The sequence below is a fragment of the Streptomyces sp. NPDC091377 genome (assembly GCF_044757045.1).
Taxonomy (GTDB): domain Bacteria; phylum Actinomycetota; class Actinomycetes; order Streptomycetales; family Streptomycetaceae; genus Streptomyces.
Window position 1 is genome coordinate 39,691 of sequence record NZ_JBIVUE010000020.1, and the last position, 18,618, is coordinate 58,308.

Genomic DNA, 18,618 nt, shown 5'->3' on the forward strand with positions numbered 1-18,618 from the left:
AGGGGAGCCGCACCATGCGCGCAGCCGTACTGCACGAGATCGGCCAGGACAAACTGGAGGTCCTCGACGACGTCGAGGCGGTGGGCTTCGGCCCCGGCAAGGTACGGATCCGGATCCGGGCCACCGGACTGTGCCACTCCGACCTGTCCGCCATGAACGGTGTCCTGCCCCAGCCCGCCCCCTTCGTCCCCGGACACGAGGGCGCGGGCGAGATCACCGAGGTCGGCGAGGGGGTGAGCGGACTGAAGCCCGGCGACCGGGTGGTGATCTGCTGGCTGCCCTCCTGCGGCGCCTGCCCCGCCTGCAAGCGCGGCCAGACCGAACTCTGCCTCGCCGGCTTCATGAACGCCGGCACCCCCAACTTCGCCCGCCCCACCGGCGACGTCTTCGGCTTCGCCGGCACCGGCACCTTCACCGAGGAGGTCGTGGTCGACGCCGGCTGCGCCGTCCCGATCCCCGACGACGTGCCGTACGACATCGCCGCCCTCATCGGCTGCGGCGTCACCACCGGACTGGGCGCCGCGCTCAACACCGCTGACCTGGCCGCCGGTTCGTCGGTCGCCGTGATCGGCTGCGGGGGCGTCGGCGTCTCCGTCATCCAAGGGGCCCGGCTCAAGGGCGCCGCCGAGATCGTCGCCGTCGACCCGGTCCCGTCCCGCCGCGAGGCCGCCCTGCGCTTCGGCGCCACCCGGGCCGTCGCCCCCGACGAACTGGCCGACGCCAAGCAGTCCGTCACCGCGGGCGAGGGCTTCGACCATGTCTTCGAGGTCGTCGGCAGGTCCGCCACCGCCCGCACCGCCTACGAGACCACCCGGCGCGGCGGCACCCTGGTCGTCGTCGGCGCCGGTGCCATGGACGACTTCCTCCAGCTCAACATGTTCGAGCTGTTCTTCGACGAGAAGCGGATCCTGCCGTCCCTGTACGGCGGCGGCGACGTCCTGCGTTCCTACGAGCGCACCATCGCCCTGTGGCGCGCGGGCCGGGTCGACCTGGAGGGGCTGATCACCCACCGGGTGCCGCTCGCCGGGATCAACGAGGCACTGGACCAGATGCGCACCGGGACCGCGCTGCGTACCTGCATCGAGATCTGAGCCCCAGGAGGTCAACCCCATGGCACTGCCCCTCGAAGGGCGCTCCGCGATCGTCACCGGCGCCGGGCGGGGCCTCGGCCGGGCCGAGGCGCTGGAACTGGCCCGGCTCGGCGCCGCCGTCGTCGTCAACGACTACGGGCAGCCCGGCCGCGACGGCACCGGCGAGGCGTCCGCCGCCCCCGCCGAACAGGTCGCCGCCGAGATCCGCGCGGCGGGCGGCACCGCCCTCGCCCACACCGGGGACATCGCCGACGCCGAACAGGCCCGCGCCCTCGTGGACCTCGCCGTACGGGAGTTCGGGGCACTGGACGTGCTGGTCAACAATGCCGGGATCCTCCGCGACCGGATGGTCTTCTCGATGACGGAGGAGGAGTGGGACTCGGTCGTCCGGGTCCATCTCAAGGGGCACTTCACCACCACCCGGCTCGCCGCCGCGCACTGGCGTGAGCGGTCCAAGGCGACGGGCGCGCCGGTGTACGGGCGGATCGTGAACACCTCCTCCGAGGCGTTCCTCGCCGGTTCGGCGGGCCAGCCCAACTACGCCGCCGCCAAAGGGGGCATCGTGGGGCTGACCACCTCCACGGCCCTCGCCCTCGCCAAGTACGGGGTCACCGCCAACGCCATCTGCCCGCGGGCCCGCACCCGGATGACCGAGGACGTCTTCGCGGGCCTGGCCCGCCCCGACACCGGCCTCGACCCGCTCGCCCCCGAGCATGTCGCCCCGCTCGTCGGCTATCTGGCCTCGCCCGCCGCCGCCCGGGTCAACGGGCAGTTGCTCGTGGTGCACGGCGGCATGGTCGCCGTGATGGAACGGCCCCGGGTGGCGGTGCAGTTCGACAGCAAGCAGGAGACCTTCACGTACGACGAACTCGACGCGCTGCTCACCCCGCACTACGCGGGGCGCCCGGTCGGGGAGACGTTCGCGGCGACGGAGGTGCTGGGCCTGCGGCGGGAGCGGTCGGGCACCGCATGAGAAGACCCCGCCCACCTCTCGGGTGAGCGGGGTCCGAGCCACCGGGGCGACGTGCCGTCAGGCCGCCGTCCCGGTCTGCTGCTCCACCGGCTTGCGGTGCCGCCCGCTGGGCAGCGACTCGGTGTCGTGCGCCGAGATCTCCCCCCGGTGCCGACCGTGGCCGTTGTCGGCCCCCTCGGCGTCGGCGGACAGCGGCTCGGCCGTGTTGGCGTCACTCATCGGAAGAACCCACCCCGTCAAAATATGATCGTTCAAAACCGCCCGGGGATTTTAACCGGCCCTCCAGGCACCGGATCCAGGCGACACCACCAACCGCAGCGAGTTCGTTACAACCCACCGGTCTCGCGCCGGTCACCTGGGTGAAGACGGGGGGCGCCGAGGATCAGGACGGCGCGGCGGACCGGGCCAGGGGAGCCTGGGCCAGCGGGACGGGGCGGGTGACGGCGGCGGCGGCCGAAGCGGGTTCCGCGCCCGCTTCCCCACCACCTCCGTCCGGCCCCTGTGGCCCTTGTGGCCCCTTCGGCCCCTGTGGCCCCTGTGGCCCCCCTGGTTCCTCTCGTCCCTCCAGCTCTCCGCCCTGCTCCTGCTCCTGCTCTTTCTCCTGCTCCTTCTCTGCCCGTTGCCCCCAGGGCGTCTCCCACCGCCCCACCCCGCAAGGGGTCGCCTCCGTCGTGTACGGCAGCAGCAGCGTGCCCTCCCGGGTCCACAGCCCGGCCCCCGCCAGCCATCCCCGCGGTGCCGGAAGATGCCGTAGCCGCCGGTCCGACGGCCGCCATACGGCGACCCAGGCGCCGGCCGGTCCGTCCACCCGCAGCGCCACCCCGCAGGTCTCCGGCGTCAGCACCTGCCCCGGCTGGATCGCGAACGGAGTGACCGCGCCGCCCGCGCCCCGCAGACACTCCGGGAACCGCACCGGCAGCGTCGAGCCCAGCACCCCCCAGCCCAGCCGGGCGGGCTCACCGGGCGCGGGCGCGTCGGAGCCGATCAGCAGCAGCGCGCTGTCCGGATCGGCGAGCAGCACCCGGTCGTCGCTGTCGTCGGCGATCTGGAGCAGCGGCGCGACCTCACCGGCCCGCCCCAGATCCACCACCACCGCCTTGGTGCGGCCGGTGTCGTCGGTCCGGTCGAGGGCCAGCAGCCGCCCCGCCCGGTCCAGCCAGACCCCGCCGGAACAGCGCCCCGGGATCCGCGCCACCTGCTCGGGCCCGAACGAGCCGCCCGCCACCAGCCACACCGTGCTGGACTCCGGGCCCACGGCGAGCGCGTACGCGTGGGCGCCGCCCGGCGCCGGGGGCAGCAGCCGCAGCCGGGTGTCCGCCGGGCACTCGACCGCGCCCAGCAGCGCCTCGCCCGTGCCGGGACCGGTCGGATACAGCAGCGAGAAGAAGCAGCGGCCGTCGGCGGTACGGCGGATCAGCACCCGCCCGTCGCCCATCGGCTGCACCTCGGTGCCGGAGCCGGGCTCCTCGGGCTGATGGGCGGGCAGCGGCACCGCGTACGGCTCGGGCCCGGCCAGCGTCCAGCGCTCCGGGAACCAGGAGTCCCCCCGGACGGCGAGCCGCGCGGCGTAGCCGCCGTCCACCGTGATCACACAGCCCGCCGGTGGCGCGGAGTCGTCCCGGTCCACCGTCACGGGCTCGGTCGCACAGGCTGTCATCGTTCGGTCACCTCCGGCGACGAAGGTAGTTTTCGTACGCACAGTCGGGGACCGGCGGGCGACTGCTTCACACATAAGGATGGCCACCCGGCAGTTCGCCCGGGAAACCGGTGAACCATGTGCTGGATGTGACGCGGGTGGGTCGGCGTGCGTCGGCGTGCGGGTCTCTCGTCGCTCCGCGTGGGGGACCGCGGGCGGGGCACGGGCCGTCGCGGGCCGTGGAAGGAGCCGTACGCCACCGGTTCAGCCCCGGGAAACAGCCAGGTAGCCTTTCACCCGTGCCCCGTCTGTCAGAAGTCATCGCCGCGCTGGAGAACCTGTGGCCCGCCGAGCGGGCCGAGTCCTGGGACGCGGTCGGCACCGTCGTGGGCGACCCCGACCAGGAGGTCTCCCGGGTCCTGTTCGCCGTCGACCCGGTCCAGGAGATCGTGGACGAGGCGGTGGAGCTGGGTGCCGATCTGCTGGTCACCCACCATCCGCTCTATCTGCGGGGGACGACGACCGTCGCCGCGAGCCACTTCAAGGGCCGGGTCGTGCACACCCTGATCAAGCACGACATCGCGCTGCACGTCGCCCACACCAACGCCGACACCGCCGACCCCGGGGTCTCCGACGCCCTCGCCGGCGCCCTGGACCTGCGGATCACGGGACCGCTGGTGCCGGACGCGTCCGACCCGCGGGGGCGCCGGGGCCTGGGCCGGATCTGCGAGCTGGACCATCCGCTGCCGCTGCGGGAGTTCGCCGCGCGGGCCGCCGAGCGGCTGCCCGCCACCGCGCAGGGCATCCGTGTGGCCGGCGACCCGGAGGCCACGATCCGTACGGTCGCCGTCAGCGGCGGCTCCGGCGACAGCCTCTTCGACCAGGTGCGGGCCGCCGGTGTCGACGCCTTCCTCACCGCGGACCTGCGCCACCACCCGGCGTCCGAGTTCATGGCGGACCACGCCGGGGCCCCGCTCGCGCTGCTCGACGCGGCGCACTGGGCCACCGAGTGGCCCTGGTGCGAACTGGCCGCCACCCAGCTCGACCAGCTCTCCGACCGGCACGGATGGGGCCTGCGGGTCCATGTCTCCGCCACGGTCACCGACCCGTGGACCGGCCGGCACCCCTCCGCACAGCACCCCTCCGCGCAGCCCGCGTCCGGATCCTCCGCTTCCGCACCGCCCTCGTCCGCACCGCTTTCGTCCTCATCTACACCTGGATCACCTGGAGCCCCCAACTGAACGCCGCGCCCGCCGACCAGATCCGACTCCTCGACGTCCAGGATCTCGACGTCCGCCTCCAGCAGCTCGCGCACAAGCGGAGGTCGCTCCCCGAGCACGCCGAACTGGAGTCGCTGACCAAGGACCACACCCAGCTGCGCGACCTGCTCGTGGCCGCGCAGACCGAGGAGAGCGACTGCGCCCGCGAGCAGACCAAGGCCGAGCAGGACGTCGACCAGGTCCGCCAGCGCGCCGCCCGCGACCAGCAGCGCCTGGACTCCGGCGCGGTCACCTCGCCCAAGGACCTGGAGAACCTCCAGCGCGAGATCACCTCCCTCGCCAAGCGCCAGGGCGACCTGGAGGACGTCGTCCTGGAGGTCATGGAGCGCCGGGAGTCCGCGCAGGAGCGGGTCACCGAGCTGACCGAGCGGGTCGGCTCCGTCCAGGGCCGGGTCGATGACACGACCGCCCGCCGTGACGCCGCGTTCGAGGCGCTGGACGGGGAGACGGCGTCGGTGACGAAGGAGCGCGCGGTCATCGCCGCCACCCTCCCGGCCGACCTCCTCAAGCTCTACGACAAGCTGCGCGAGCAGCAGGGCGGCATCGGCGCCGCCAAGCTCTACCAGCGCACCTGCCAGGGCTGCCGCCAGGAGCTGGCCATCACCGACATCAACGCGATCCGCTCGGCGGCGCCGGACACGGTGGTGCGGTGCGAGAACTGCCGCCGCATCCTGGTGCGCACGGGCGAGTCGGGTCTGTAGCAGGGGACGGTCGGACGGTTCGTTCGGAGGGCGTGGCGGCGTGCGGGAGTTCATGGTCGAGGCCGACGGCGGCTCGCGGGGCAACCCCGGGCCCGCGGGCTACGGAGCGGTGGTCTTCGACGCGGTGACCGGGGAGGTGCTGGCGGAGGAGTCCGCGTACCTGGGTGTGGTGACGAACAATGTCGCCGAGTACCGGGGCCTGCTCGCGGGGCTGCGCGCCGCCCACGCCCTCGACCCCGGGGCCCGGGTTCACGTCCGGATGGACTCCAAGCTGGCGGTCGAGCAGATGTCCGGCCGCTGGCAGATCAAGCACCCCGACCTGAAGCCGCTGGCGTCGGAGGCGGCCCGGGTGTTCCCGGCGGCGCGGGTGACGTACGAGTGGATCCCGCGCGAGCGGAACAAGCACGCGGACCGGCTGGCGAACGAGGCGATGGACGCGGGGACCGGCAAGACCGCCCCGGCGGAGGCGGTAGCCCAAGCAGATGCCGTAGCCCAAGCAGATGCCGTAGCCGAAGCCGAAGTCGTAGCTCAAACCGAACCTGCGCCCGCCGCGCCCGCCGCGCCCGCCGCGCCCGCCGCCACCACCGCGACCGCCGCCGTCAGTGGCAAGGCCGCCGCCGATCTGCGGGCGGCGAGCAATGTCGCGAAGGCCGGCTGGAGCGCGCCCGATCTCGGTCCGCCGACCACCTTCGTCCTGCTCCGCCACGGCGAGACCCCCCTCACCCCCCAGAAGCGCTTCTCGGGCAGCGGCGGCTCCGACCCGTCCCTCTCGGACGTCGGCAGGGAACAGGCCCGGCGGGCCGCCGCCGCCCTCGCCCGGCGCGGCACGATCGAGGCCGTCGTCGCCTCCCCTCTCGCCCGCACCCGTGAGACCGCCGCCGCCGTCGCCGAGCGGCTCGCTCTCCCCGTCGCCGTGGAGGACGGTCTGCGCGAGACCGACTTCGGCGCGTGGGAGGGCCTCACCTTCGGCGAGGCGCGGGCGCGTCACCCCGACGACCTGACCGCCTGGCTCTCCTCGCCGGAGGCCGAACCCACCGGCGGCGGCGAGAGCTTCGCGGCCACGGCGGTCCGCGTGGCGGCGGCCCGTGACCGGCTGGTGGCGGCGTACGCGGGCCGTACGGTCCTGCTCGTCACCCATGTCACGCCCATCAAGACGCTGCTGCGGCTGGCGCTGGGCGCCCCGCCGGAGTCGGTGTTCCGCATGGAACTGTCGGCCGCGTCCCTGTCCGTGGTCGCCTACTACGCCGACGGCAACGCCAGCGTCCGGCTGTTCAACGAGACGTCACACCTGCGCTGAGCCCGGCCGCCTCCGCCGCGAGCCCGGTCACCCGGGCCCAGTCCCGCGCCCCCACCGCGTCCCCGGGGAGCATCCAACTGCCGCCCACGCAGGCCACGTTGGGCAGCGCCAGATAGGTCGGCGCCGACCCCGGCCCGATACCGCCCGTGGGACAGAAACGGGCCTGGGGCAGCGGGCCGTACAACGACTTCAGATACGCCGTCCCGCCCGCCGCCTCCGCCGGGAAGAACTTCATCTCCGTGATCCCGCGCTCCAGCAGCGCCACCACCTCGGACGTGGTGGACACCCCCGGCAGGAACGGCACCCCGGACCCCCGCATCGACTCCAGCAGCAGGTCCGTCCAGCCCGGGCTCACCAGGAAGCGCGCCCCGGCCGCCACCGCCGCCTCGACCTGCGCGGGGCCGATGACCGTACCGGCCCCGACGACCGCCTCCGGCACCTCGGCGGCGATCGCGCGGATCGCGTCCAGCGCGCCCGGCGTCCGCAGCGTCACCTCGATCGCGGGCAGCCCGCCCGCGACCAGGGCCCGGGCCATGGGCACCGCGTCGGCGGGGTCGTCGACGACCACGACCGGGACGACGGGCGCGAGATCCAGCACGGAGGCGTCGGAGGAGCCGGGGGAGCCGGAGGAGCCGGGGGCGGAGGGGGTGGAGGCAGCCATGGCCTCATCCTGCCGGTGCGATGCAGCCCACGCAAAGCGCGTTGCGTGGGCTGCAACGAGAGGGGGGCTGTCGATGTCCCGCCGGTTCAGTGCACCTCGGCGACCAGCACATCCAGGGACCACGCCTGCCCGGCCCGCGCGGGCGCCTCCGCCTCCACCTCGTAGCCCAGGTCCCGCAGGGCCTCCACCAGCTCGGCCGGCCTGCGCGGCGCGGCCCCCGCCGTCAGCAGACTCCGTACGATCCGCCCCTTGGTCGCCTTGTTGAAGTGGCTGACCACCTTCCGCGTCGGCGCGTGCAGCACCCGTACCGTCGCCGTGCGCTCCGCTGTCCCGCCCTTCGGCTTCCAGGCCGCCGCGTACGCCGCCGACCGCAGATCCAGCACCAGCCCGCCGCCCGCCACCTCCGGCAGCACCTCCGCCATCGGCGCCTTCCAGTGCCCGGCCAGCGCGCCGAGCCCCGGCAGCCGTACCCCCATCGAGCAGCGGTACGACGGGATCCGGTCGGTGACCCGCACCGCGCCCCACAGCCCCGAGAACACCAGCAGCGAGCGGGCCGCCCGCCGCTTGGCGGCCGGTTCCAGCGAGGCCAGGTCCAGGGCGTCGTAGAGCACCCCCGTGTAGATCTCCCCGGCCGGACGGGTCCCGGCCGTGCGCAGCTCCGTGTTCTTCGCCAGTTCGCCGCGCAGCCCCTCGCTGAGCCCCAGCACCTCGCTCGCCTTGGTCTCGTCGGCCGCGCACAGCTCGACCAGTTCCGTCAGCACCGCCTCCCGGGCGGGCGCGAGCCCCGGCAGCGACAGCCCCTCGGGCTTCAGCGGGGCGCCACGGCCGGAGGCGGCCTTGCCCTCGGAGGGCGGGAGCAGGACGAGCACGGGTTCTCCTTCGGTCGGGCGTCAGCGTTCGGGCCCCGCGCCAGCGTACGGGGAGTCACCGCGTGCCCGGGTGACCGCGTCGTTCACCGCCCGTACGAACGCGGCGGGGGCGTCGGCGTTCACCCGCACGGTCCGTACCTCCCGGGCCCGCCCGAACAGCGGCGGGTACGTCAACGGCTCGGCCAGCTCGATCGTCACCGACGTCTGACCGGCCACGGCGATGTTCAGCACGCCCTCCGCCTTGGGGTGGGTCAGCATCAGCTCGCGCCGCGCCCCCGCGATCCGCTCCAGCGGGATCCGCAGATCGACATGGCCCGCGTACCGGACCCGTACGGCGTCACTCTCCAGCACGTGCGGCCGTACGACCGAAGCGGCGTACAGCCCGATCACGAAGAACACGGTGTACACATCCACCACCAGCATCACCAGGTGCACGGTCGGCCACGGGGCGAGCAGCATCGACAGCATGACCGTCTCGACGACACACACGAACCCGAGCCCGAACATCAGCGCCCCCGAACCGCGCGCGGACGGGAACAGCTCACCGAGCGCGGCGCCCTGCCGCCGCCGCGCGATCCACAGCACGAGACTGTGCAGGAGCCGTACCTCGTGCCGGACCAGCCGCAGCACGACCCGTATCGCCATGGGCACCCGCATCCGGACCGACGGAACCGACGTGTTCACGACCCCTCCGTCATCAAGCGCATGGCCAGCCGGATCGCGGCGGCCTGGGCGGGCGGGAAGTCCGAGAAGAACGCCCGCAGGAAACTGTGGTCCGCCTCGGCCGGGACGCCCTCCGCCGGCATCAGACCCGGCGGCAGACAGCCGGCGAGCGCCCGCGCGGCCTCCTCCACCCGGGGATCGTCGGCGTCGGCGTCGGCCAGGGCGTCCAGCAGGGCATAGGCACGCTCGGCCGCCGCGACCGCCCCCGGACGGTCGAAGGCGTCGCGCAGCGTGGTCATCATCCGCTCCCGGTCCTCCGGGTTCGCGTTGGTCTCCAGCAGGGCGAAGATCTCCCGGTCCTTGGCGGCCATCGGGGAGCTGGAGGAGGGGACCATCCCGGCGAACAGCTCGGCGAGTTCCGGGGAGACCGGCCCCTCCGGGGTCAGCGCCTCCGAGCGCAGCAACGCGCGCAGCCGGGTCCGCCGCTCCTGGATCGCGGCCTCCTGGCGGGCGAGGTCCGCGTCCAGTTCCTCCAGCACCTCGGCCAGGTCCCGCCCGGCGTCCTCCGCGAGCACGTCCCGCACCTCCGCCAGCCCCAGCCCCAGCTCGGTCAGCCGCCGGATCCGGGCGAGCACGACGGCGTGCCGCAGGGTGTAGTCCCGGTAGCCGTTGGCCAGCCGCGTCGGTTCGGGCAGCAGGCCCAGATGGTGGTAGTGCCGGACGGTACGGGTGGTGACACCGACCGCCGCGGCGAGTTCTCCGATCCGCATGCCCTCAGTAGAAACGTTGACGCCACGGCAAGGTCAAGCGAGCCGCGTGGCGCGGCGGGCGCCCTCGGTATGGGATCACCGCCGAGCGGTGTTGAGCCACGGGAAAGGGCCGTGCTGTGGTGTGAGCCACGCGAGAGCACCGCAAGCGCACTGCAAGCGCACCGGAGAGCACCGCAAGCGCACCGGAGAGCACAGGGGGAGACGATGGAACTGGCGACCTGGACGAGAGCGAGCCTGGGCCGTGACGGCCCGCCCCTCCACCTCCTGACGGCCCGCTTCGACCGCCATGTCTACGCCCCGCACGCCCACGACGAGTACACGATCGGCGTCACCGTGGCCGGGCGCGAGTTCATCGACTACCGCGGCGAGCGGATCGTCACCCACCCCGGAGCCTTCGTCGTCCTGGCCCCCGGCGAGACCCACACCGGCGGCCCCGAGGGCTGCGAGGGCTACGCGTACCGCGCCCTGTACGCCGCCCCCGCGCTCCTCACCGACGGAGTCCTCGGCCGCGGCCTGCCCCACTTCCCCGAACCGGTGATCGACGACCCGGAACTCACCGCCGCCCTCCACCTGGCCCACACCGACCTCTCCGACCGCCACCCCGACCCCCTGGAGGTGGAGTCCCGGCTGCCGTGGCTGCTGACGGCACTGGCCCGCCGCCACTCCACCGCGCCCGCGGCGCCCGACGCGATCCCCGGCGCGGCCCGCATCGCCCACACGGTCCGGGACCGGCTGGCCGACGAACTCCTCGCCCCGCCCTCCCTCACCGACCTCGCCGCCGAACTGGGCCTCTCCCGCTACCAACTCCTGCGGGCCTTCCGTACGGCGATGGGGCTGCCGCCGTACGCCTGGCTGGCCCAGCACCGGGTGGCCCGCGCCCGCACCCTCCTGGACACCGGGCTGCGCCCCGCCGAGGTGGCCCCCCTCGTCGGCTTCGCCGACCAGGCCCATCTGACGCGCTGGTTCCGCAGGGTGCTGGGGGTGACCCCGGCGGCGTACCGCAAGGCGTAGCGACGGACTCGATCTTGTCGGGGACGCAACGACGTTCAAGACACCCCTCACCCACCCCCCGCACACTGCGCTCATGACTGCACGAGGCTGGCTGTTGTTCTCCCTGATGGGAGTGGTGTGGGGCATCCCCTACCTGCTGATCAAAGTGGCGGTGGACGCTGATCTGTCGCCGTCGACGGTGGTGTTCGTCCGCTGTGCGCTGGGCGCGGCGCTGCTGCTGCCGTTCGCGATCCGGCAGGGCGGTCTGACGGACACGGTCCGCCGCCACTGGAAGCCCATGCTGGCCTTCGCGTGTATCGAGGTCATCGGCCCGTGGTGGACCCTGACGGACGCCGAACGCCATCTGTCCAGCTCGACGGCGGGCCTGCTCATCGCCGGTGTCCCGATCGTGGGCGTGCTGCTGGCCCGCTTCTTCGGCAGCGAGGAGCATCTGGGCCCGCGCCGGATCACGGGCCTGGCCCTGGGCCTGGCCGGGGTGGGGGTGCTGACCGTCCCGCATCTCACGGGCGGCGACGCGCGCTCGCTGGGCGAGGTGTTCCTGACGGTCCTCGGCTATGCGACGGCCCCGCTGATAGCGGCCCGCCATCTACGGGACGTCCCGTCCCTGCATCTGACGGCCCCGTGCCTGGCCCTGGCGGCCCTGGTGTACGCCCCGGCGGCGGTGGTGAGCCGCCCGTCGGCGCTGCCGTCGACGGAGGTGCTCCTCGCGCTGGCGGCCCTGGGCGTGATCTGCACGGCGATCGCGTTCGTGGCGTTCCTCGAACTCATCAAGGAGGCGGGCCCGACCCGGGCGACGGTGATCACCTACGTCAATCCGGCGGTGGCCGTGGCGGCGGGCGCCCTGTTCCTGGACGAGTCCCTGACCGCGGGGACGGTCGCCGCCTTCACCCTGATCCTCCTGGGCTCCGTCCTGGCGACGGCGTCGGGCGGCGGCGGCCCGAGGCGCTCCCCGCGCCCGGTACCATGGTCCACACGGCAGACGAGCCGGGCGGACGGCCGCGTGGAGGTCCTGATGGATCTCCCCGAGGAACGTCCGGGCTCCACAGGGCAGGGTGGTGGCTAACGGCCACCCGGGGTGACCCGCGGGACAGTGCCACAGAAAACAGACCGCCGGGGACCTCGGTCCTCGGTAAGGGTGAAACGGTGGTGTAAGAGACCACCAGTGCCCAGGGTGACCTGGGCAGCTAGGTAAACCCCACCCGGAGCAAGGTCAAGAGGAGCGCCGTGAAAAGCGCTCTGCGCGGACGTTCGAGGGCTGCCCGCCCGAGTCCGCGGGTAGACCGCACGAGGCCGGTGGCAACACCGGCCCTAGATGGATGGCCGTCACTCCACCGACCGCGAGGTCCTGGAGCACAGAACCCGGCGTATGCCCCGACTCGTCTGCCGCCCTAAGGGAACGGGTTCATCCCCGGGGTCTCCTTCTCGCGGTGGCCGTTGGGTTTGCAGCCCGCGAAGGGGCCTGTCGGGTTGCGCAGGGAGTCCATGACGGGGCCGAGGTAGTCGCGGTGCCAGTTGGCGGGGCCGGTCGGCGGGGAGCCGGGGCCCGTCAGGTCCTGCCAGGCCATCCACAGCCCGTACAACTGCGCCACCGCCTCAGGGTGCTTCCACCAGCTCGGGCACCACGGGTCACTTGAGGTGACCTCACGGCCGTACACCGGGAGCACCAGATGGCGTACCCACAGGGTCAGCCGGTACAGGGCGTCGTCGTACTCGGGGCCGTCCATGTAGAGGATGAACGCCGGTCGCTGCTCCTGCGCTTCCTGCGGTCCCTCCTCCCTCTGCTCCGGCGCGAGGGTCATGCGGTGCTCCGTTCACTCGCTCACTCGGTCGCGATCACTGCCGAGCGGTCGCACAGCACTACGGCGGGCCGAGGCCCGTCGGTTCAGTCGCCGGGTGAACCGACCGGCACCGGCGCCCCGTTGTGCCTGTGGCTTCGGTCTCGCGCACTCGCGCAGGGGAAGGGGATGAGGACGACATGCCCAGGCACAGCAACCGACAGGGCCACGGCAACCGGCAGGGGGGCCGCGCTTCGTACCGCGGAGCGGCGGATCCCGCGGATTCCTACCCTGAGTCCCCACCGCCGACCTATGAAGAGGCCCTCTCCGAGGGGGTGGAGGAGTCGGTGCGGGAACCGGTCCAGGACCCGGTGTACTCGGGGCAGCAGATCTCGGCGTACGCCGACTTCACCTACACCGTTCCGGCGCCTCCCAACGCCGGTGTCGTGCCGCAGGACGCCCTCGGTCCCGTCTCGACGAGGGACTTCAGCCAGGTGGCCTACAGCACCCTCCCTTACACGGTGGGACTCGGCTTCCCTCACGGGGGCGGTCAGGAGTACGGCGGCCAGCCCTACGCCGGCCAGCCCTACGCCGGTCAGCCCTACGCCGGTCAGCCCTACGCCGGTCAGGGCGTCCGGGACGACAGGGGGCCCTACTCGGTGGCCCAGCAGGCGTCGGCGCAGCCATCCGGCGCGGCCGAGGCGTGGTACCAGGTGACCTCGTCCCGCCGTCGCCACCGGCACGGGGCCGACGCCCCGGCGCACACGACCTCATCGGCACGGTCCGGGAAGCGGCACGGCGGTGGCCGTTCGGGCCCGTCCTGAGCGGCTCGGAAGCGAGGGCAGCCATGGCCGACAGCACTCCACCTCCCCAGCGACCGAGGCGGCTGACCAAGGAGCCTCCCGGCACACGCGAGCGCCCCGAAGTCGCACTGGCGCGTGAACTGGTCGAGACCGAGTACGCGCTCAGCAACGAACGCGGCGGGGGGTTCAGGGACGCCGTACAAGAGATCGTGCAGGCGCTGCGGGACGCGTGGCGCGGACTGACGGGCCGGCTGAGGCCCGGGACGGACGAGCGGGACGCCTCCCGCGCCGGAGGCCGGGACACCGGCTCGTCCGGACGGACGGCGCCCGAGCGGGACGGGGGCGGACCGGACCGGGGTGGGCGGGACCGTGGGGCGTCTGGGGCCGAGGAGTCGCCGCAGGAGCGGCTGGCCCGGCTCGTGGACGTGATCGACCGTCTGCCGGACCCCGCGCGCAGGGCCTTCGACACCGCGCTGCTACGGCTGCTCCAGGCCGAGGGGCCGTTGCGGAACGCCTATGAGGACGGCTGGGGCAAGAAGATGCCGACCGTCTCGCACTACGCCAACCGCGCGTACGAGAGCAAGCTGACCGGCGGTGCTCCGCGCCTCGACCGGCCCCGGACGGCCCCGAGACTGCCGGACGGCCCCGCGCTGTGGGACGCCGTGGAGGCACGCCACCGGGCCGGTCAAGGGCGCGGGGCCGACGACGCCCGGCAAGAGCGGCAGCGGTTCGTGCGTGAGGCGCCGGAGGGCCAGGAGCAGCGGGACTCCTCGTCCGCCGCCGCCACCATCCGGGACCTGGAGTCGAACCAGCACTACGACGGCAACCTCTTCGCCACGACCAGGGGGGAGGAACTGCGGACCACGGCCGGTCCCAAGGTTCCCGATCCCAAGGCAGCCGATCCCAAGGCACCCGACGCCGCCCGATCCGACGCCGCCTCGCCACCGAGCCCCGTAAGCCCCGTGAGTCCAGTAAGCCCCGAGCGAAGCTCCCTGGCCGGGCCCCTCGGCGTGGCCGCGGCGCGGGACACCACCACCTCGCGGACCACCGAACGGGACCGGTCCGTGTCGCCGTCCTCGACGAACGGCCGTCAGGAACCGGCACGTTCCACCCCCCACACGCCCCAGCCGAGGAACAACTCCCCCCGGGGCCGCAGCCGCGGGTGACCTCCCGCTCCTCTCGCTCCTCCCGTCCATCCGTCCCCTCCCTTCCTCCCGCTGCCGTACCGTGACCGGACCTGCGGCACACCGGGGCCGCCGCGGTCCCGGTCCCCGGTCGCGCGTACCCCGACACTGGGGGTACCGGCGAGCGGGAGGAGACACGGAACTGATGGAGCCTCATCCGATGGTCGCCGTGGTGGCCCTGGGCGGGGCCGTCGGAGCCTGCGCCCGCTACGGCGCGGCCCTGCTGTGGCCGACCGCCGGTGACGGCTTCCCGTGGACGACGTTCTGGGTGAACGTGGCCGGCTGTGCGGTCATCGGCGTCTTCATGGTGGTCATCAGCGAGGTGTGGGCCGCCCACCGGCTGATGCGGCCCTTCTTCGGCACCGGTGTGCTGGGCGGGTTCACCACCTTCTCCGCCTACGCGGCCGACGTCCAGCGGCTCGTGGACGGCGGCCGGGTGCCGACCGGGCTGGTGTATCTGGGAGTGACGCCGCCGGCGGCGCTGACGGCGGTGTGGAGCGCGGCGTGGGTGACCCGCCGGATCGTGGCGTGGAGGCAAGCATGACGAGACTGACCGGGCGCGCGCTGCGCGTGACCATCTTCATCGGCGAGAACGACGTCTGGCACCACAAGCCGCTGTACACCGAGATCGTGCACCGTGCGCACCGGGCCGGGCTCGCGGGCGCGTCGGTGTTCCGGGGGATCGAGGGGTTCGGCGCCTCGTCGCTGGTCCACACCGCCCGGCTGCTGTCACTCAGCGAGGATCTGCCGGTCGCCGTGGTCATCGTGGACGACGAGCCCCGCGTCCGCGCGTTCCTGCCGCACCTCGACGGACTGGTCGCCGAGGGGCTGGTGATCCTGGACGACTGCGAGGTCATCCGCTACGTCGGCCGCGACCGGGAACCCGCGGGGTGAGCGGGGGATGAACTGGCTGCTGGTGATCGCCGGGGCCGCCGTCGGCGCGCCCCTGCGCTATCTGACCGATGTGGCGGTGCAGAAGCGGCACGACACCCTCTTCCCCTGGGGCACCTTCACCGTCAATGTGACCGGCTGTCTGATCCTGGGCGTGGTGACCGGTGCCGTCACGTACGGAGCGGCGTCCGGCTCGGTCCAGTTGCTGGTGGGCACCGGGCTGTGCGGGGCGCTGACCACGTACTCGACCTTCGCCTACGAGACGATGCGGCTGGCCGAGGCGGGGGCGGGGTTCTTCGCGGCGGCCAATGTGCTGGCGAGCGTGGTCGCCGGGGTCGGCGCCGCGTTCGCCGGTGCCGCCGTGGCCGCGGCGGTCTGGGCCTGAGCGACGGGCACTCGGTTGCGTCGAAGTCTGTCGACCGGCATCCGGGTAGCGGCACAATCGCCGGTATGACGATCACCACGGGCGCTCCGCTCGCGCAGGTCTCTCCCACAGCCCTCGCATGGGGGTTTCTGACGGGGGGTGTGATCGGTACGTCGCTGGCCGCCTTCGTCGTCGGCCTCGTCATCGACCGGACCCCGCTGATCGTCACCGGCGTTGCCCTGGCCGCCGCCTACGCCCTGCTCGTCTTCCTCGCCGGTCGGCCGCGGCGTGCCCGGGAGGCGGCTGTCGCGCCCAGCACGGCGCTCGCGGTGATCGAGAGCCGGGAGGCGTTCAAGGACGTGGAGAGCGACGTACCGGTGCGGTTCGTGCTCACCGTCGCACCGGACGCCGCACGCGCCTACCGCGTGGAGGTCAGCCAGGCGATCAACGTCGCCGAACTCCCCGACCACCGGCCCGGCGGGGTCCTCGTGGTCGAGTACCCGCCGGACCGGCCGTGGCAGGTGCGGATCGTGAAGCGGCCGACGCCGCACTGGGAGGAGCGGGCGGCCGGGGCCCGGATCGACCGGGCGTCCGGGCCGGTCCTGCTGAGCGCACCCCCGAACGGATCCGGCGGCGGATTCCTCACACTCCTCGGCGTGCTGCTCGGTGCCGCCGCCGTGGTCCTGCTCTTCCGCGCCGACCTGTTCGACCAGGACAGCACCGCGCGGCGCCCCGCCCAGCAGCCGTCCGTCTCCATCACCTCGTCCACCAGCACCGTGACCTCGGCGTCCGGCACGGTCACCCTCGGCCCCGGCCGGTCCATGCTCGACGACGGCGAACTGCGCCGGGCCGTCGGCTCCCTCACCGAGGACGGGGACCGGGGCACGGACCGAGGCACGGAACGCGGGGGCGCGGCACTCACCATCGTCGTGGAGGAACGCACGCTCTCCGTCGTGTTCGTGCCCAGTGACTCCCGCGCCCCGGGGTTCGATCCGGATTCCCTGCCCTACGACCGTGTCCCCGCGCTGGTCCGGGAGGCCAGGACCACCCTCGGTGTGGACTCCCCGCGGTCCTGGCGGCTCACCGCCAAGGGCGCCACCGGCTCCCTCACGCTCAGGGTCGCCGTGACCGGTCCCGGGGGCTCGGCCTGGCTGGAGGCGGACGGGCGGGGCGAGGTCGTGCGGCGCGGCCCGGCACGCTGACCGCACAGCGAACCCCGGCCGGGGACACTCCCGGGCCCGCCCCGGGCCGGGCGTGGTAGATCTGGGCACGATCGCTCGCCGTCGCAGGAGGAACGCGCATGGGCTGGTACGGGTATCTGGCGCTGTGGTGCGCGGTGTTCGGCTCGTTGGCGCTGATCGGCTACGTGCGGTCACTGGCCGGGATGACCCGGCCCCAGCGCATGGTGCGGGTCAGGGGGCGGATCGAGCGGGTGCGGGAGCCCCGGCACGGCGGTTCGCGGCGCGGCGGGATATCGGTGGTCGTCTCCTACCCCGACCCGGCCACCGGACAGGACGTCACCGTGACGAACGACGGTGAGCGGGGCGAGGCGATCTCCCTCGCCTGGCCGGGCCGGGAGGTCGAGGTCTCCTACCCGCGGGGCCGGCCGCACGCCTTCCGGCTCAGCACCCACCTCGGGGACAGCGGCCGGGGACTGTGCTGGCCGCACTTCGCGGTCTTCCTGATGTACGTCGGGGCGGTGGTCGTCGTCGCGATCGAACGGGGATGGCCGTGGGCCCTGATCGGCTCCTGCGGGGCGCTGGCGGTCCTGGCCGCCTTCTACCTCCCCGAGAACATCCGCGACACCAACCGCCGTATCCACCGGCTGTCCACCATGACCGCCGTGCCGGGACGGGTCGTCGCGGTGCTCAAGGACGTCAGCACCGACGAGGACGGCCACACCGCCACCACCCTCACCCCGGTCGTGGCGTTCACCACCGCCGACGGCCGGGCCGTCACCGCCCACATCACTTCGGAGCGGCCGGACCTGACCCGGTCCTACGGCCATGAGGTGACGGTCCATCATGTGCCGGACGACCCGGCCGTCTTCACCCTGGACCGGGTGGCCGAGCACCGCTCCCAACGGCTGGACGTCACCGTCAACGCGGCGGTGCTCGTCCTCGCCGCGGCCGCGGCCGTCCTGGGAGCCGTGCTGCTCTGACGGAGGGTGAGGGTCTCGTCGGCCTCGGTGGCCAGTCGGTGGGAGTGGGTGACGACGATGACGCACTTGTGCCGCTCGTGCGCCAACTCCTGGAAGACACGGATGATTCCGGCGGCCGTGTCTCACGGTGACGGTCACCTTCACCTGACCCCCCGGGAGACCGGGGGAGCCCCGGTCCAGTACCTCCAGCAGGTCACCTACCCGGCCATTGCTCACCGCCGCCGACGCTGCCGCAGCGGTGCCTTGCGCTCGGCCTGGACGCGTAGCTCGATGTGGGACTCGTGGGAGGTGATCCGGAACGCCTCCTCGTAGGAGGCGAGCGCCGCGCTCATCGCTCCGCCCACGGTCCCCCGTCTGCGGATCCACACGGCCAGCAGCGAGAAGAGGCCCACCACCACGGCGAGCCCACCGAACATGATCAGGAACGACAGCAGAGCGTCCATGACGGTCCAGCGTACCCATGGGCGCCGCTGAGCGGACCTGCCCCC

At 73.4% G+C, this 18,618-nt stretch carries 21 protein-coding genes, 1 other RNA gene and 1 pseudogene; 15 read left to right on the forward strand and 8 right to left on the reverse strand.

Translation table 11 applies throughout. The features are described 5' to 3' along the window. The first annotated feature begins 14 nt into the window (after positions 1–14). Entirely contained in the window at positions 15–1,091 is a 1,077-nt protein-coding gene (locus ACIQNG_RS32280) for a Zn-dependent alcohol dehydrogenase (RefSeq protein WP_401489929.1), read from the forward strand. A gap of 19 nt (positions 1,092–1,110) precedes the next feature. Further along, a complete protein-coding gene (locus ACIQNG_RS32285; RefSeq protein WP_401489931.1) occupies positions 1,111–2,064 on the forward strand; it encodes a 3-oxoacyl-ACP reductase in 954 nt (317 codons plus the stop codon). A gap of 57 nt (positions 2,065–2,121) precedes the next feature. Here ACIQNG_RS32285 and ACIQNG_RS32290 read toward each other — a convergent pair whose 3' ends face one another. Further along, on the reverse strand, positions 2,122–2,283 hold the full coding sequence (locus tag ACIQNG_RS32290) for a hypothetical protein (RefSeq protein ID WP_401426590.1): 162 nt from the start codon (positions 2,281–2,283) through the stop codon (positions 2,122–2,124). A gap of 163 nt (positions 2,284–2,446) precedes the next feature. Next, positions 2,447–3,721, reverse strand: coding sequence for a hypothetical protein (locus tag ACIQNG_RS32295; RefSeq protein ID WP_401489934.1), 1,275 nt, complete (start codon positions 3,719–3,721; stop codon positions 2,447–2,449). A gap of 278 nt (positions 3,722–3,999) precedes the next feature. On the opposite strand from ACIQNG_RS32295, the gene ACIQNG_RS32300 reads away from it, so the two are divergent. From ACIQNG_RS32300 to ACIQNG_RS32310, 3 genes are read left to right on the forward strand one after another with little or no spacing between them, the layout of a single operon-like run. Next, positions 4,000–4,941 (forward strand): Nif3-like dinuclear metal center hexameric protein, encoded by a 942-nt coding sequence (locus ACIQNG_RS32300; RefSeq protein WP_401489936.1) that lies wholly within the window; start codon positions 4,000–4,002, stop codon positions 4,939–4,941. Then, positions 4,938–5,681 (forward strand): zinc ribbon domain-containing protein, encoded by a 744-nt coding sequence (locus ACIQNG_RS32305; RefSeq protein WP_401427781.1) that lies wholly within the window; start codon positions 4,938–4,940, stop codon positions 5,679–5,681. The genes ACIQNG_RS32300 and ACIQNG_RS32305 overlap by 4 nt, the downstream gene beginning before the upstream one ends. 40 nt (positions 5,682–5,721) lie before the next feature. Next, positions 5,722–6,978 (forward strand): bifunctional RNase H/acid phosphatase, encoded by a 1,257-nt coding sequence (locus ACIQNG_RS32310; protein WP_401489938.1) that lies wholly within the window; start codon positions 5,722–5,724, stop codon positions 6,976–6,978. Here the strand turns inward: ACIQNG_RS32310 and eda are convergent. From eda to ACIQNG_RS32330, 4 genes are all read right to left on the reverse strand, one after another. Beyond that, positions 6,953–7,639 (reverse strand): bifunctional 4-hydroxy-2-oxoglutarate aldolase/2-dehydro-3-deoxy-phosphogluconate aldolase, encoded by a 687-nt coding sequence (eda, locus tag ACIQNG_RS32315; protein ID WP_401489940.1) that lies wholly within the window; start codon positions 7,637–7,639, stop codon positions 6,953–6,955. The genes ACIQNG_RS32310 and eda overlap by 26 nt on opposite strands. Positions 7,640–7,725: 86 nt before the next feature. After that, positions 7,726–8,508: a peroxide stress protein YaaA gene (gene yaaA / locus ACIQNG_RS32320; RefSeq protein ID WP_401489942.1), complete on the reverse strand. Its 783-nt coding sequence runs from the start codon at positions 8,506–8,508 to the stop codon at positions 7,726–7,728. Positions 8,509–8,529: 21 nt separating this feature from the next. Continuing rightward, complete coding sequence (locus ACIQNG_RS32325; RefSeq protein WP_401489945.1) at positions 8,530–9,192, reverse strand: hypothetical protein; 663 nt, start codon at positions 9,190–9,192, stop codon at positions 8,530–8,532. Next, a complete protein-coding gene (locus tag ACIQNG_RS32330; RefSeq protein ID WP_401426605.1) occupies positions 9,189–9,941 on the reverse strand; it encodes a MerR family transcriptional regulator in 753 nt (250 codons plus the stop codon). The genes ACIQNG_RS32325 and ACIQNG_RS32330 overlap by 4 nt, the downstream gene beginning before the upstream one ends. Before the next feature lie 204 nt (positions 9,942–10,145). On the opposite strand from ACIQNG_RS32330, the gene ACIQNG_RS32335 reads away from it, so the two are divergent. From ACIQNG_RS32335 to rnpB, 3 genes and pseudogenes are all read left to right on the forward strand, one after another. Further along, entirely contained in the window at positions 10,146–10,952 is an 807-nt protein-coding gene (locus ACIQNG_RS32335) for an AraC family transcriptional regulator (protein ID WP_401427783.1), read from the forward strand. 106 nt (positions 10,953–11,058) lie between these two features. Beyond that, positions 11,059–11,856, forward strand: a pseudogene (locus ACIQNG_RS32340) (DMT family transporter); the annotation flags it as partial. Positions 11,857–11,932: 76 nt separating this feature from the next. Continuing rightward, positions 11,933–12,335, forward strand: an RNA gene (gene rnpB, locus ACIQNG_RS32345) — RNase P RNA component class A. A gap of 5 nt (positions 12,336–12,340) precedes the next feature. Here the strand turns inward: rnpB and ACIQNG_RS32350 are convergent. Then, positions 12,341–12,751, reverse strand: coding sequence for a DUF4913 domain-containing protein (locus ACIQNG_RS32350; RefSeq protein ID WP_401426607.1), 411 nt, complete (start codon positions 12,749–12,751; stop codon positions 12,341–12,343). Positions 12,752–12,927: 176 nt separating this feature from the next. Here ACIQNG_RS32350 and ACIQNG_RS32355 point away from each other — a divergent pair, with 176 nt between their 5' ends. The 7 genes from ACIQNG_RS32355 (at position 12,928) to ACIQNG_RS32385 (ending at position 18,130) form a co-directional block, all read left to right on the forward strand. Next, positions 12,928–13,551 (forward strand): hypothetical protein, encoded by a 624-nt coding sequence (locus tag ACIQNG_RS32355; RefSeq protein WP_401489948.1) that lies wholly within the window; start codon positions 12,928–12,930, stop codon positions 13,549–13,551. Positions 13,552–13,574: 23 nt separating this feature from the next. Continuing rightward, positions 13,575–14,696, forward strand: coding sequence for a hypothetical protein (locus ACIQNG_RS32360; protein ID WP_401489950.1), 1,122 nt, complete (start codon positions 13,575–13,577; stop codon positions 14,694–14,696). Between the two features lie 163 nt (positions 14,697–14,859). After that, the gene (locus ACIQNG_RS32365; RefSeq protein ID WP_401489952.1) at positions 14,860–15,258 is read left to right on the forward strand and encodes a fluoride efflux transporter FluC; all 399 of its coding nucleotides are present in this window, start codon (positions 14,860–14,862) and stop codon (positions 15,256–15,258) included. Further along, positions 15,255–15,608: a DUF190 domain-containing protein gene (locus ACIQNG_RS32370; RefSeq protein WP_401426615.1), complete on the forward strand. Its 354-nt coding sequence runs from the start codon at positions 15,255–15,257 to the stop codon at positions 15,606–15,608. The genes ACIQNG_RS32365 and ACIQNG_RS32370 overlap by 4 nt, the downstream gene beginning before the upstream one ends. A 7-nt stretch (positions 15,609–15,615) precedes the next feature. Continuing rightward, positions 15,616–15,990 (forward strand): fluoride efflux transporter CrcB, encoded by a 375-nt coding sequence (gene crcB / locus ACIQNG_RS32375; RefSeq protein WP_401426617.1) that lies wholly within the window; start codon positions 15,616–15,618, stop codon positions 15,988–15,990. Between the two features lie 65 nt (positions 15,991–16,055). Next, the gene (locus ACIQNG_RS32380; protein ID WP_401489956.1) at positions 16,056–17,171 is read left to right on the forward strand and encodes a DUF3592 domain-containing protein; all 1,116 of its coding nucleotides are present in this window, start codon (positions 16,056–16,058) and stop codon (positions 17,169–17,171) included. A 98-nt stretch (positions 17,172–17,269) separates the two neighbouring features. Then, the gene (locus tag ACIQNG_RS32385) at positions 17,270–18,130 is read left to right on the forward strand and encodes a DUF3592 domain-containing protein (protein ID WP_401489958.1); all 861 of its coding nucleotides are present in this window, start codon (positions 17,270–17,272) and stop codon (positions 18,128–18,130) included. A 212-nt stretch (positions 18,131–18,342) separates the two neighbouring features. Here ACIQNG_RS32385 and ACIQNG_RS32390 read toward each other — a convergent pair whose 3' ends face one another. Continuing rightward, positions 18,343–18,573 (reverse strand): hypothetical protein, encoded by a 231-nt coding sequence (locus tag ACIQNG_RS32390; RefSeq protein WP_401426634.1) that lies wholly within the window; start codon positions 18,571–18,573, stop codon positions 18,343–18,345. Between the last annotated feature and the right edge of the window lie 45 nt (positions 18,574–18,618).

Excerpts from the sequence above, each read along its gene's own strand:
- ACIQNG_RS32360 (WP_401489950.1), top strand. The coding sequence starts at position 13,575 with ATGGCCGACAGCACTCCACCTCCCCAGCGACCGAGGCGGCTGACCAAG.
- ACIQNG_RS32380 (WP_401489956.1), top strand. The coding sequence starts at position 16,056 with ATGACGATCACCACGGGCGCTCCGCTCGCGCAGGTCTCTCCCACAGCC.
- eda (WP_401489940.1), bottom strand. The coding sequence starts at position 7,639 with ATGGCTGCCTCCACCCCCTCCGCCCCCGGCTCCTCCGGCTCCCCCGGC.
- ACIQNG_RS32355 (WP_401489948.1), top strand. The coding sequence starts at position 12,928 with ATGCCCAGGCACAGCAACCGACAGGGCCACGGCAACCGGCAGGGGGGC.
- crcB (WP_401426617.1), top strand. The coding sequence starts at position 15,616 with ATGAACTGGCTGCTGGTGATCGCCGGGGCCGCCGTCGGCGCGCCCCTG.
- ACIQNG_RS32290 (WP_401426590.1), bottom strand. The coding sequence starts at position 2,283 with ATGAGTGACGCCAACACGGCCGAGCCGCTGTCCGCCGACGCCGAGGGG.
- ACIQNG_RS32365 (WP_401489952.1), top strand. The coding sequence starts at position 14,860 with ATGGAGCCTCATCCGATGGTCGCCGTGGTGGCCCTGGGCGGGGCCGTC.
- ACIQNG_RS32280 (WP_401489929.1), top strand. The coding sequence starts at position 15 with ATGCGCGCAGCCGTACTGCACGAGATCGGCCAGGACAAACTGGAGGTC.
- ACIQNG_RS32335 (WP_401427783.1), top strand. The coding sequence starts at position 10,146 with ATGGAACTGGCGACCTGGACGAGAGCGAGCCTGGGCCGTGACGGCCCG.
- ACIQNG_RS32350 (WP_401426607.1), bottom strand. The coding sequence starts at position 12,751 with ATGACCCTCGCGCCGGAGCAGAGGGAGGAGGGACCGCAGGAAGCGCAG.
- ACIQNG_RS32370 (WP_401426615.1), top strand. The coding sequence starts at position 15,255 with ATGACGAGACTGACCGGGCGCGCGCTGCGCGTGACCATCTTCATCGGC.
- ACIQNG_RS32385 (WP_401489958.1), top strand. The coding sequence starts at position 17,270 with ATGGGCTGGTACGGGTATCTGGCGCTGTGGTGCGCGGTGTTCGGCTCG.
- ACIQNG_RS32330 (WP_401426605.1), bottom strand. The coding sequence starts at position 9,941 with ATGCGGATCGGAGAACTCGCCGCGGCGGTCGGTGTCACCACCCGTACC.
- ACIQNG_RS32390 (WP_401426634.1), bottom strand. The coding sequence starts at position 18,573 with ATGGACGCTCTGCTGTCGTTCCTGATCATGTTCGGTGGGCTCGCCGTG.
- ACIQNG_RS32285 (WP_401489931.1), top strand. The coding sequence starts at position 1,111 with ATGGCACTGCCCCTCGAAGGGCGCTCCGCGATCGTCACCGGCGCCGGG.
- ACIQNG_RS32295 (WP_401489934.1), bottom strand. The coding sequence starts at position 3,721 with ATGACAGCCTGTGCGACCGAGCCCGTGACGGTGGACCGGGACGACTCC.